Origin of the sequence: Streptomyces sp. NPDC056452 (assembly GCF_042796085.1) — a bacterium.
Classification (GTDB): Bacteria; Actinomycetota; Actinomycetes; order Streptomycetales; family Streptomycetaceae; genus Streptomyces.
Genome location: NZ_JBHTRI010000063.1, coordinates 1 through 12,434 on the forward strand (window position 1 = coordinate 1; position 12,434 = coordinate 12,434).

General features: G+C 71.5%; 9 protein-coding genes. All 9 read right to left on the reverse strand.

Annotated features, from left to right (window positions below):
- Nucleotides 1-47: 47 nt before the first annotated feature.
- Complete coding sequence (locus ACFQ6X_RS34685) at nucleotides 48-1,097, reverse strand: sugar phosphate isomerase/epimerase family protein (RefSeq protein ID WP_383187829.1); 1,050 nt, start codon at nucleotides 1,095-1,097, stop codon at nucleotides 48-50.
- Between the two features lie 40 nt (nucleotides 1,098-1,137).
- Nucleotides 1,138-2,520: an alkaline phosphatase family protein gene (locus ACFQ6X_RS34690; protein ID WP_383187832.1), complete on the reverse strand. Its 1,383-nt coding sequence runs from the start codon at nucleotides 2,518-2,520 to the stop codon at nucleotides 1,138-1,140.
- Nucleotides 2,517-3,692, reverse strand: coding sequence for a metabolite traffic protein EboE (gene eboE / locus ACFQ6X_RS34695; protein WP_383187834.1), 1,176 nt, complete (start codon nucleotides 3,690-3,692; stop codon nucleotides 2,517-2,519). The genes ACFQ6X_RS34690 and eboE overlap by 4 nt, the downstream gene beginning before the upstream one ends.
- A 4-nt stretch (nucleotides 3,693-3,696) precedes the next feature.
- Nucleotides 3,697-4,545 carry a TatD family hydrolase gene (locus ACFQ6X_RS34700; RefSeq protein WP_383187837.1) on the reverse strand — a complete coding sequence of 283 codons (849 nt, stop codon included), beginning with the start codon at nucleotides 4,543-4,545 and terminating at the stop codon, nucleotides 3,697-3,699.
- Nucleotides 4,545-5,174: an EboA domain-containing protein gene (locus ACFQ6X_RS34705; RefSeq protein WP_383187839.1), complete on the reverse strand. Its 630-nt coding sequence runs from the start codon at nucleotides 5,172-5,174 to the stop codon at nucleotides 4,545-4,547. Before ACFQ6X_RS34705 ends, ACFQ6X_RS34700 begins: the two co-directional genes overlap by 1 nt.
- Nucleotides 5,168-6,031, reverse strand: coding sequence for a sugar phosphate isomerase/epimerase family protein (locus tag ACFQ6X_RS34710; protein WP_383187842.1), 864 nt, complete (start codon nucleotides 6,029-6,031; stop codon nucleotides 5,168-5,170). The genes ACFQ6X_RS34705 and ACFQ6X_RS34710 overlap by 7 nt, the downstream gene beginning before the upstream one ends.
- The gene (locus tag ACFQ6X_RS34715; protein ID WP_383187844.1) at nucleotides 6,028-7,200 is read right to left on the reverse strand and encodes an SCO3242 family prenyltransferase; all 1,173 of its coding nucleotides are present in this window, start codon (nucleotides 7,198-7,200) and stop codon (nucleotides 6,028-6,030) included. The genes ACFQ6X_RS34710 and ACFQ6X_RS34715 overlap by 4 nt, the downstream gene beginning before the upstream one ends.
- Complete coding sequence (locus ACFQ6X_RS34720; RefSeq protein WP_383187847.1) at nucleotides 7,197-8,315, reverse strand: inositol-3-phosphate synthase; 1,119 nt, start codon at nucleotides 8,313-8,315, stop codon at nucleotides 7,197-7,199. The genes ACFQ6X_RS34715 and ACFQ6X_RS34720 overlap by 4 nt, the downstream gene beginning before the upstream one ends.
- A gap of 97 nt (nucleotides 8,316-8,412) precedes the next feature.
- On the reverse strand, nucleotides 8,413-12,111 hold the full coding sequence (locus tag ACFQ6X_RS34725; protein WP_383187850.1) for a ThuA domain-containing protein: 3,699 nt from the start codon (nucleotides 12,109-12,111) through the stop codon (nucleotides 8,413-8,415).
- Nucleotides 12,112-12,434: the final 323 nt, after the last annotated feature.

Consider the following 12,434-nt stretch of genomic DNA (forward strand, 5'->3'; position numbering starts at 1 on the left):
GGGCCCGGTTCCTGGAACCGGGCCCCACACGTGTGTGCCGTCAGGCGTCAGTCGCCGCAGCGCTCCCGGAGGGAGTGCAGGTGCTCGCTGGACTTGCGGGCGAAGGCGAAGGACTCGACCGGGTTGTCGTGCTCGGTCTGCCAGTGGTGGTAGGTGCGGCCGCGGTGGGTCCGCTCGGTGACGCGGCTGAGGAAGGTCTTGTAGTCGATGTCTCCGTCGCCGACGTCCGTCATGTCGTAGCCGTCGCGGGCGGAGTCGTTACGGGTGCCGTCCTTCACGTGGAAGAGGGGATAGCGGTCGGGCTGCCTGAGTACGTAGTCGATGGGGTTGAAGGGGGCGGGAGTGCCGTCGGCCTTCTTGCCGAAGCGGAACTGCGCGCAGAACGCCCAGTAGATGTCCATCTCCAGATAGACGAGGTCGGGGTCGGTCTCGGCGAGCAGGACGTCGTAGAGCCGCACACCCGGCTTGTCGGTGGCGAAGGAGAACTCCTCCGCGTGGTTGTGCTGGTAGAACTTCATGCCGCGCTTGCGGGCTGCCGCTCCGTAGGTGTTGAACTCCTCGGCCGCACGCTTCCAGCCGTCCACGGTGGAGCCGTAGCGGAACGGGCCGGACGCCGTGCCGATGTGCTTCAGGCCGAGGGCCTCGGCGTCGTCGAGGACCTTGGTGAGGTTCTGGGCGAAGGTGTAGGCGCCGGGGTTGTTGTCGTCGTAGTAGCCGACGTGGCTGCCGATGGGGTTCAGGCCGTGGTCCTTGGCCAGCCTCCTGAGCTGGGCGAGGGTGATGGCGCCGGCCGAGCCCTGGGTGTATCCGGCGAACTCGATCTCGTCGTAGCCGTAGTTCTCCAGCTCGGCGAAGACGGGGGCGAAGCCGAGCGTGGAGACCTTGTCACGGAGGCTGTACAGCTGGATTCCGAGGCGGCCGGGGGGCAGGACGGCACGGCCCTTGCCGTGCCCGTGCCCTTGGCCCGTACTGCCGGCGGCCCGAGCGGTCGCAGCGCCCAGGAGGGTGGCGGCGGTGGCTCCGGCGGCGACGCCCAGAACGTTGCGGCGGCTGAGTCTGCGGGCCAGTTCGGAGTCCTTCGGGGTGCGGCTCGTCATCACGTAACTCCCTGTGTGGGTGTGCGGGTTGAGCGGATGGTCAGTGCAGTCCGGCGAGCTGGAGGAGCAGGGACTTCACTTCGGTGGCCTGGACTCGGCCGGTGAACGCGTGGGGGGTGGAGCAGAGGATGAGCGGACCTTCGTCGTCGCTCGTGGGAAGGCGGCCGTGGCTGCCGCGAATGGGTGAGGGGTCCAGGGGGACGACCGCCATGCGGTAGCGCATCCCGAGCTTCTTGCGGGCGACCGCGGTCACGGCCTTGACCCGGACGTAGGGGTCCTGGGGGTCCATGAAGAGCTCGACGGGGTCGTAGCCGGGTTTGCGGTGGATCTCGACGAGCTGCGCGAAGTCGGGCGCGCGGGCGTCGTCGAGCCAGTAGTAGTACGTGAACCAGGCGTCCTTCTCCGCGACGGCGACGAGCTCCCCGGAGCGCGGATGGTCGAGGTGGTGGGCCTTCTTGCCCTCGTCGTCCAGGAGCTGTTCGATGCCGGGCAGGTCCGCGAGGGCCTCCCGGGTCGCGTCCAGGTCCTCGGGGCGCCGTACGTAGATGTGGGCGAGCTGGTGGTCGGCGACGGCGAAGGCCCGGGACGCCATCGGGTCGAGGTACTCCATGCCGTCCTGGGTGTGGACCTCCAGCAGCCCGGCGCGACGCAGGGCGCGGTTGATGTCCACGGGCCGGTCGACACGCGTGATCCCGTACTCGGAGAGCGCGACGACGGTGCGGCCCTCGGCGCGTGCGTCCTCGATGAGGGGGGCCATGGCCCGGTCGAGGTCGGTCGCCGCCCGGTGGGAGCGGGGGTCGTCGGGGCCGTAGCGCTGGAGGTCGTAGTCGAGGTGCGGGAGGTAGCACAGGGCCAGGTCCGGGGTGCGGGTGGCGATGATGTGCCGGGTCGCGTCGATGATCCACTGCGAGGAGACGAGATCGGCGCCGGGACCCCAGAAGTGGAAGAGGGGGAAGGTGCCGAGCTTCTCGGTGAGCTCGTCGTGCAGGGCCGGCGGCCGGGTGTAGCAGTCGGGCTCCTTGCGGCCGTCGGCGTAGTACACGGGGCGGGGGGTGACGGTCCAGTCGGTGTCGGCGCCCATCGCGTACCACCAGCAGATGTTGGCGACGGTGTAGCCGGGGTGGGCGCGCCGGGCGGCGTCCCAGAGCTTGTCGCCCTCGACGAGGCCGTTGTGCTGGCGCCACAGCAGGACGTCGCCGAGCTCGCGGAAGTACCAGCCGTTGGCGACGATGCCGTGCTCGGCGGGGGTGGTGCCGGTGAGGAAGGTGGACTGGGCGGCGCAGGTCACCGCGGGCAGGACGGTGGACAGGGGCGCCTGCACTCCGGTGGCCGCCATGGCCCGCAGGTTCGGCATGTGTTCCAGGAGCTGGGGGGTCAGGCCCACGACGTCGAGGACGAGGAGCGGGGTGGGGTCGGCGGTCATGGCAGCTCCTTGAGTCCGAGGTCGACCAGGAGGTCGCGGGCGAGGGTGAGTTCACTGGCGATGCCGTCGGCGAGCTGGGCGCGGGTACGGGGCCGCAGCTCCGGCGGGAGTGCCTGCCAGGTGTACGTCTCGACCTCGAGGTGCCGCGTCAGGGGCTTCTGGCCGCCGACGAGCCGGGTCAGCACGGACTGGAGCACGGGGAGCGTGGAGGTGAGCGGGGGCGCCGGGGGTGCGTGCAGCGGTACGTGGAAGTGGGAGCGCCAGGGAGTGCTGTCGGGGAGCGTCCCGCCGGTCAGTGCCTCGTCGAGGTCGTCGGTCCCCCGCAGGCCCGCGGCGGTGAGGGTGCGTGTCTGGTGCAGGAAGCGCGGTTCGGCGAAGGCGGCCAGGGCGCTGCGCACCTCGGGCAGGTGGGGGTGCTCCGCGTGCAGGGCCGCGGAGAGCTGGGCCTTCACGACGGGCACCCCGGCCGCGGACAGGACGTCGAGTGCGGTGTCCGGGTCCTCGAAGGAGGTGGCGAGGTGGCAGGTGTCGACGCAGATGCCGATGCGGTCGTGGCCCACGGCGGTCAGGGGCGCGATGGCGTCGGCGGTGGTCTCCACGGTGCAGCCCGGCTCGGGTTCGAGGCCGATCCTGATGGACTTCCCGGTGAGTTCGGCGAGGGCGTCGAGCCGCTGTGCGAGCGTGGTGAGCGCCTTCTGCGCGATGCCTGCCGCCGTGGGATCGGCGGCGTACGGGGTGCGCCAGGCGATCGGCAGGGTGGAGATGGTGCCCTCGGTGACGTCGTCGGGCAGCAGGGCGGCGAGGAGCCTGGCGAGGTCGGTGGTGTGGGCGAGCCGTTCGGGGTCGGTCCAGTCCGGTGTGTAGACGCGGTACTTGACCTCCTCGGCCCCGAACCCCTCGTACGGGAAACCGTTCAGGGTCGCCACTTCGAGGCCGCGGTGCTCCAGTTCGGTCCGCAGGGAGCGCAGTGCGGAGGGGTCGTTGACCAGGGTGCGGGCGGCGTCCTTGGCGAGCCAGAGACCGATGCCGATGCGGTCGCGCCCGAGCCGTCTGCGTACGGGCTCGCAGTGGTCGCGCAGCTGGGCGCGGACTCCGTCGAGGGTCTCGGCCGGGTGCACGTTGGTGCAGTACGCGAGGTGGACGACGGAGCCGTCGGGGTGGCGGAAGCGCATCGTGTCACTCCCCGCCGCGGAGTATGGAGTTGCCCTCGTGGAGCGGGTCGGGGGCGGCGATGTCGAGCTGGAGCCGGCCGCTCTGTCCGTAGAAGGCGACCGGGTTGCGCCACAGCACCTTGTCGACGTCGTCCTCACTGAATCCGGCCTCGAGCATGGCGTCCGCGACCTTGCGGGTCTTCAGCGGGCCGCTCCTGCCCCAGTCGGCGGCCGAGTTGACGAGGATCTTGTCGGTGCCGTGGTTCCTGAGGATCGTGACCATGCGGTCCTCGTCCATCTTGGTGTCCGGGTAGATGGAGAAGCCGGCCCAGCAGCCACTGTCCACGGCGTCCTTCACGGTCGTCTCGTTGAGGTGGTCCAGCAGGACGAACTCCGGGGCCAGGTCCGATTCGCGGACGACGTCGATGGTGCGGTGCAGACCGGCGAGCTTGTCGCGGTGCGGGGTGTGGACGAGCGCGGGCAGGCCGTGGTCGGCGGCGAGCTGGAGCTGGGTGGCGAGGGCGGTGTCCTCGGCCGGGGTCATCGAGTCGTAGCCGATCTCTCCCACGGCGACGACTCCGTCCTTGACGAGGTAGCGGGGCAGCGCGTCGAGGACGGGGGTGCAGCGGGGGTCGTTCGCCTCCTTGGGGTTGAGGGCGAGTGTGCAGTGGTGCGCGATGCCGTACTGGGAGGCACGGAAGGGTTCCCAGCCGAGGAGGGCGTCGAAGTAGTCGAAGAAGCTGGCGGGCGAGGTGCGGGGCTGGCCGAGCCAGAAGGAGGGTTCGACGAGGGCACGGACGCCCGCGTCGTACATCGCCTGGTAGTCGTCCGTGGTGCGGGAGGTCATGTGGATGTGGGGGTCGAAGATGCGCATCAGGACTCCTCCGTGGGGGCGGGGGCGGGGGCAGGGGCCGTGAGATCCAGGACGACCCGCAGACCGGCGGGGACCGCCCGGCCCGCCGCGGTGCGTTCGGCGGCGAAGTCGCCGAGCATGCGGGCGAGTTCGGCGTCCCCCCGGGCGCGGCGGCCGAGCTCGGCGACCGCTTCGACGGGAACCTCGGTGAAGAGGCACTTGAGGACGGCGTGCCGCCAGCCGTGCGTGTCGAGGTGGGCGGCGGCGTACGGGCCGACGGCCGCGGCGACGAGCCGGGTGTCGTTGGTGCGCAGGGCGTCCTCGACGAGCGGAAGGGCGGTGGCACCGAGGTCCAGCCGGTGCAGGGTGAGCAGGACGGCCCGGCGCTCGGCGGCGGTGCCCTGTTCGTAGAGCCTGGTCACGGCGGGCAGTCCGGCTCGGGCTTCGAGGAGCAGCAGTGCGCGTACGGAGTCGGCGTGTTCGAGTCCGCAGTGCCGGCCCGCGGACGCGAACCGCAGCTCCCAGGGCGGGGTGCCCGTGTCGGTGCCGGGGTGTGCGGCGGCGTGCGCGGCCTCGGCGAGCGCCTCGTCGAGCCAGGCTCTGGCCGCTCCGCGCAGCAGGGCGTCGAGTTCCTTACGGCTGATCAGCACGCGGCGGCTCCGTTCGTGTCTCTGGCGGCACTGCGCAGGAACTCCAGCGAGGTGCGGGCGAGTTCGGGTCCCGCGTGGGAGTGGCGCGGCAGCTCCACGACGGTGAGGCCCCGGTACCCGGTGGCGGCGAGGGCTTCGAGCACCGGTGGGAAGTCGATCTCGCCGTCGCCGAACGGCAGGTGTTCGTGGACCCCGCGCCTCATGTCCTCGATCTGGACGTGGCGCAGCCAGGGCGCGGCGGACTTGACACAGTCGACGGGCGGGTCGGGTTCCAGGCACTGGCAGTGGCCGATGTCGAGGGTGAGGCCGAGCGGTTCCGGGTCGCCGAGGAGGGTGCGCAGGTGGTGGAAGTCGGCGAGTGTGGCCAGGAGGTGGCCCGGCTCGGGCTCGATGGCGAGGGGGATGCCGGCGCGGGTGGCGGCGTCCAGTACGGGGGTGAGCGCGTCGGTCAGCCGTTGCCAGGCGGTGCCGGCGGTGGTGCCCGGCGGGGTGATGCCGCTGAAGCAGTGCACGGCGTGCGCACCCAGGTCGGCGGCGACCTCGACGGCCCGGACGAGCAGCCCGGTGCGGGCCGCGCGGGCGTCGGGGTCGGGGTCCAGGAGGGACGGGCCGTGCTTGCGACGCGGGTCGAGGACGTAGCGGGCGCCGGTCTCGACGGTGACGCCGAGGCCCAACTCGGTGAGCCGGTGGGCCACATGGCGGGTGCGGGCGGCGAGGTCGGGGGCGAGGGGGTCGAGGTGCATGTGGTCGAGGGTCAGCCCGACCCCGTCGTACCCGAGGTCGGCGAGGAGCCCGAGGGCGTCGTCGAGGCGGAGGTCGGTCAGACCGTTGGTGCCGTAGCCGAGGCGGAGGGTCATGTGGGGCTCACCTTCCGTGCGAGCGTGCGGGCGAGGGGGACGAGTCCCATGACGGCGAGCCCGCCGAGGGGTGCCCCGGCCCGGACGGCCAGCGCGGCCTGCAGCGGGATCATGGCCCGGATGCCACCGCCGACGGCGCGCTGGGTGAGGGGCGGGGACGGGTTGAGGGCGGCGTGGAGCAGGGGTGGTGCGGCGGTACGGAGGTAGGCCCCGGCGAAGGTGGTGAGCAGGAGCCGGTCGGTGGCGGCCCGGGGGCGGAGGGGTGGTCGGGGTGGTTCCTCCGCCCCGACCGCCGCGCCCGCTGCCGGGAACCGCGGTGGGCCTTGGTCGCCCCTTCGTTCGCGTACGACGGCGGCGCCGAGCGCCATGGTCGCCGCGAGCGCCGCGAGGGGTACTGCCGTGGACCCGCCCTGCGCCTCGTGGCGGGAGACGGCGGTGACCGCGTAGGTGTGCGCCCCGAGCAGGAGGGCGGCGGGGAGCGCGGCGCGGGTGGCCCCTCGTTCCGCTGTCCCCGTCGCCGTGGCCGCGGTCGGTGCCGTCGTCGCAGCCGTGGCCGGCCCCGTGGCCGTCGCGCCGAGCAGGAGGTCCAGTGTGCGGGCCGCCGCCATGGCTGCCGGGCCCGCCTTCGTGTGCTTCAGGTGCAGGTCGTAGGCCCAGACCGTGGCCGCCAGCCCGGATGCCACCGCCAGGGCGGGGCGGCCTGCGCGTGCCGCCAGGGTCAGGCCCGCGGCTGTCAGGACGCCCGCCGCTGCCAGCGCCGCGCCGGGTGCGATCCGGCCGGACGGGATCGGACGGTGCGGACGGTCGACGGCGTCCTCGTCGCGGTCGGCCCAGTCGTTGAGGGCCATGCCGGCCTCGTACAGGCACAGTGACGCGCCGACCGCGAGGGCCGTGCCGCGGGTGGGGCGCCGGCCGGCGGCGGCCGCCCCGGCGAGTGCGTCACCGGGGACGGTGAACAGGGCCGAGACCCGCAGCAGTTCCGCCCAGGCGCGGAGGGCCGCCCGGGCAGGGGGCCTGTCCGGTGCGGGCGCAGTCCCGCCCACACCGGACAGGCTGTCTGATGAGCTGACGCTCCGGGTACGGCCGGCGCCCCGAACGCTGCGCGTGCTCCTGGCACCGAGCAGTGCGGGCACTCCCGTCAGCGTCGCGAACAGCCGGAGCGGCCTCACAGGGCCGCCCGCAGCCGCTCGGCGAAGGCCAGCAGTACCGCGTACTGCTCGGACAGCGCTGCCGGGCCGCCGTCCGGGTCCTTGAAGTAGAAGCCCAGCTCCGGGCGCGCCCCCGTCAGCCCGCTCTCATGGGCGCGGGCCATCAGCCGGGCCAGGTCCAGGACGAGTGGGGCGGCCAGCGCGGAGTCGCAGCCCTGCCAGATCGTCTGCAGGATCATCCGCGAGCCGAGGAAGCCGTCGAACGCGATGTGGTCCCACGCGGTCTTCCAGTCACCCATCGCGGGGACGTCGTCGATGTGGACCTCGCCCTCGGGGGCCGCCCCGAGCGTGTCGGCGAGGACGCGCTCCTTGCCAGCGTTCTTCGCCGCCGCGGCGGCCGGGTCGGCCAGCGCCGCTCCGTCCCCGCCGCCCAGGAGGTTCGTGCCCGACCATGCCCGTACCGGCAGGGCACGCTGCACGAACATCGGGGCGAGCACGGAACGGAGCAGCGTCTGGCCTGTTTTGCCGTCGCGTCCCGCGTGAGGAAGTCCGCAGGAGTCGACGGCGTCCTGGAGTGCGGGGCTGCGCAGCCCCGTGGACGGGGTGAAGTTGACGTAGGGACAGCCGGCGCGCAGGGCTGCCGCCGCGTAGAGGGAGCTGGCGGGCAGGCGGGTGGCGTCCTCGCCGGGTGCCGGTTCGGTCGAGGCGACGTTGATGACGACCGTGCGGGCGAGTGCGTGGCGGCGGGCGAAGTCGTCGAGGTCCGCGGCGAAGGCCGTGATGAGTTCCTCGTCGGATCGGGTGTCGCCGGGGAGGGGTCCCCCGGGGCGTATCTCCGCGTCCGCGGCGGCGAGTTCGGCCCGGACGGCGGACGGCAGTCCGTACGGCAGGACCTCTCCGGCCGCGAGGGCCTCGGCCCGCTTGGGCAGCGGGCAGTCGATGGTGTCGTGGCCGCCGAAGACCAGGGAGGTCAGGGGTGGCAGTCCGCTGTCTGCGAAGGGTGGTGTCTCGGTGACCATGCCGGTCGCCGGGTGCAGGCCCGCGGCGATGGCTGCGCACCCCGCGGTGGCGGTGGTGGCGACGGAGCCGCGTGCTCCGATGAACCAGACTCCGGTACGAACGGCATGTGCGGTCACGGGCTGCCTCCCTGGGGGGATGAAGAGGGGTGGAGGACGGCGGGCGGGGGAAGGTGTGTGGGCCTCCCCCGCCCACCGTCGGCAGAGGGTGGCCGCCCTACGTGGAGGGCAGCTCCTTCAGCTGGATGTTGCGGAAGGACACCTGGTCGTCGGCCCCGTGGTTCTGCAGGCCGATGTAGCCGTCCTTCAGGCTGCGCACCGGGTCGGTGTTGGTGAAGTCGTTGATCTTCACTCCGTTGAGGAAGATCTGGAGACGTTCGCCCTGGACACGGATCTCGTAGCTGTTCCATTGCCCGGGAGGCCGCAGGACCTGGTCACGGGCTTTGATGTTGGCCGATTTGAAGGTGTAGACGGCACCGGTGGTGCGGTCGGCGGCGTCCGTGGCGTCGATCTGGATCTCGTAGCCGTTGTTCACCGCGGACCAGGGGTCGTCGGACTCCGGGAAGCCGACGAAGACGCCGGAGTTGTCGTCGCCCGCCATCTTCCAGTCGAGTTTGAGTGAGTACGACTTCAGCTCCTTGGCCTGGTAGGTCAGCAGCCCCATGCCGCCCTCGGAGCGCAGCTCACCGTCGGTGACGGCGAACTTTCCCGGGCCGCCCTGCTTCCAGCCTTCGAGTGTCTTGCCGTTGAAGATCGACCGGTAGCCGGTGTCCGGCTTGCAGTCGGCCTTCACCTGGCCGGTGGCGTAGCGCAGTCCGCCCAGCAGGTGCTGGCGCAGGGCGGGTTCCGCGTAGGACTCCTTGGTGTGGCCGAGGCCGGTGTAGAAGGAGCGGCCGCCCTGGTAGGCCTGGCACCAGGCGATGGGGTGGTCGCCCTTCATCGTGCCGCCGGTGTAGCTGGTCTCGTCCAGCGTGGCCAGGACCTGGGCCTTGTCCCGGGGGTTGGTGCGGTAGTTGTACCACTCGTCGGTACGGTCCCAGGCGTCGTCCAGGTGGGCGGTCGCCGGGTGGTCGTGGTTCTCCACGCGGACGGTCGCGGGCTGGATCTGCGGGTGCGAGGCGAAGTACGCGCCGACGAGCCCGCCGTAGAACTCCCAGTCGTACTCGGTGTCGGCGGCAGCGTGGACGCCCATGTAGCCGCCTCCGGTGGCCACGTAGTTCTCGAAGGCCTTCTGCTGGTCTCCGTTGAGGACGTCACCGGTCGTCGACAGGAAGACGACGGCGTCGTACCGCGCCAGGTTGCTGGTGGTGAACTGGCCGGCCTCCTCGGTGGAGTCGACGGTGATGTTGGTGTCCTTGCCCAGTTCCTTCAGCGCGGCGACGCCCGTCGGGATGGAGTCGTGGCGGAAGCCGCCGGTCTTGGAGAAGACCAGGACGCGCTTGGCGGTCCGGTCGGGGGCGCTGTTCGAGAGCTCGAAGTCGTCGACGTCGTAGAGCGCTCCGGCCCCGCCCTTGAAGACCAGGAAGAGCTCGGTGGCCTTCTTGGGTGCACCGCGCAGGGGCACGTCGATGTCCTGGAAGGTGTCCCAGCTGCCGGTCACTGGTACGGGCGCCGAGCCGAGGATCGTTCCGTTGGGCGATCCGGTCCGCACCTCCAGGAAGCCTCCCGCGCCGGCCGAGGAGATGCGGGCGGTGAGCTTGGTGGTGCCGTCGAGGATGTACGGGGTGAAGGAGATCCAGTCGTCGTTGTCGATGTCTCCGACGGTCCGGCCGCCGTGGGCGCTCGCCTTGCCCGGGGTGGTGATGCCGGAGGAGTTGTCGAAGTGCTCGGCCTGGCGGTGGCGCGGCTGGAGGTGGGCCTGGTCGCGGCCGGTGAGCGCGGCCTGGCCGCCGCCCCCGCCGTCGGTGTACGAGGCCGAGACGCCGCCGTAGATGTTGGCGTTCGGGTCGTGCCCGCCTTCCATCGCCGTCTTGATGGTGCCTTCGCAGCCGTGTTCGGTGGTGATGTCGTGGCCGTGGCTGTCGTGGCCCAGGGTGAACCTGACCTCGACCTTGGCGCAGTCGATGGTGCCGTCCTCCGGGTCGGTGACGGTGACCTTGAAGGGCACCTCGTCCCCGAACTCGAACTGCTGGCCCTCCGCCGGGAATTGCAGGTTCACGACGGGTGCGGTGTTGCCGACCGTCACATGGGCGCTCGCGGCTCCGGTGCGGCCGGTCGGGTCCTTGGCCGTCACGGTGGCGGTGTACGTGCCGTTCTTCTTGTACGTGTACGAGGGGTTGGCCTCCGTGGACTTTCCGCCGTCGCCGAAGTCCCACGCGTAGGTGAGGGCGTCGCCGTCCCCGTCCGTGGTGCCCGCCGAGGAGAACTTCACCCGGAGCGGTGCGATGCCGGAGGTCTTGGTGGACGAGGCCTCGGCGATGGGTGAGCGGCCGCCCGTCGCGTTCTCGATGCGGTACAGGGCGGAGTTCTCGTCGCCGCCGAACCAGTCGACGCCGTAGTCCAGGACGTACAGCGCGCCGTCGGGGCCGAAGGCCATGTCCATCACCTGGGTCCCGGTCCACGGGATGTCGTTGATGGACTGGACGGCTCCGTCACCGTCCTGCTCGATGCGCTTGATCCACTGCCTGCCGAACTCACCGGCGAAGAAGTCCCCGTCGTACTCCTCGGGGAACTTGACCGGCGAGTCGAGGTCCGCGTCGTAGCGGTAGACGGGCCCGCCCATCGGGGACTCGGATCCCGTGCCGAACTCGGGCACCGACCCACCGTCGTACGGGATCCAGGCGGCCTGCGCGGGAGGCAGGTCGACCAGGCCGGTGTTGTGCGCCGACTCGTTCTTCGGTGCCGCGCAGTCGAAGGCCGGTCCGGAGGTCTTCGTCGCGAAGTCGTAGTCCCTGTAGGGGTCGTTGTCGCCGGTGCAGAAGGGCCAGCCGAAGTTGCCGGCCTTCGTCACCCGGGCGAACTCGACCTGGCCGGCCGGCCCGCGGTTCGGGTCGGCGGCGCCCGCGTCGGGACCGTAGTCGCCGACGTAGACGATGCCGGTGGCCTTGTCGACGCTGAAGCGGAAGGGGTTGCGGAAGCCCATCGCGTAGATCTCGGCGCGGGTTTTGTCCGTACCGGGGGCGAAGAGGTTGCCCTCGGGGACGGTGTACGAGCCGTCGTCCGCGACCTTGATGCGGAGGATCTTGCCGCGGAGGTCATTGGTGTTGCCCGACGTGCGGCGCGCGTCGTACGCCGGGTTGCGGTCCGGGCGGTCGTCGATCGGGGAGAAGCCGTCGGAGGTGAACGGGTTGGAGTCGTCACCGGTCGACAGGTAGAGGTTTCCCTGCGCGTCGAAGTCGATGTCTCCGCCGACGTGGCAGCAGATGCCGCGGGTCGCGGGGATGTCGAGGACCTTCTTCTCGCTGGCGTTGTCGAGGGTGCCGTCCTCCTTGAGCACGAAGCGGGACAGCCGGTTCACCCCGTCGAACTTCGCGAAGTCCGCAGCGGTCCCGGTCTCCGGGGCGTCGCCGGCGGGCGTGTCCAGCGGCGGGGCGTAGTAGAGGTAGATCGCCCGGTTCTCGGCGAAGCCGGGATCGATGCCGACCCCTTGCAGCCCTTCCTCGTCGTGCGAGTAGACGGGGATGGTGCCGGCGATCCGGGTGTTGCCGGCGCTGTCGGTGATCCGCAGGTCTCCGCTGCGTGAGGTGTGCAGGACGCTGCGGTCCGGGAGCACCGCCAGCGACATGGGTTCGCCGGTCTCCACGTTGGTCTTGGCGAGGGTGACCTGCTGGAAGTCCTCGGCGGCGGCGGGGGCGACCGGTGCGTCGGCGGTCGCCGCGGGCGATGACCCCAGGGTGAGGGTGGCGGCTGCGAGCAGTCCGCCGGTGAGGAGAGCGAGTGTCTTACGGGCGCGGAGCCGTTTGCTGCTTCTGTGCACGTGCGTCCTCCGGAGAGTGCCGGTTGTACGGGCGGGTGGATCCGTACATTTCGCGCGGGGACTGCCGCGCTCGTGACCCCGGGGCGCCGTGAGGGACCCGGGTTACGCGAGTCATGCTGTGTACACCTAGGGGACGGTAGACCTGTTCGTCCGGGACGGAAAGCCCTTACGCAGCACCTGGATAGGCCTTTTTCCTTTGGCAGGACAAAGCGGTGCGGGGGCAGGGCGAGGTGGCCCGGCGGCGGTGTGCGCATACCGCGGGCTGTGGTCGCCGGGCGGGCCCGATGCGGCCGGCCACGTGAGGTGCCGTGCGGCACCTCACC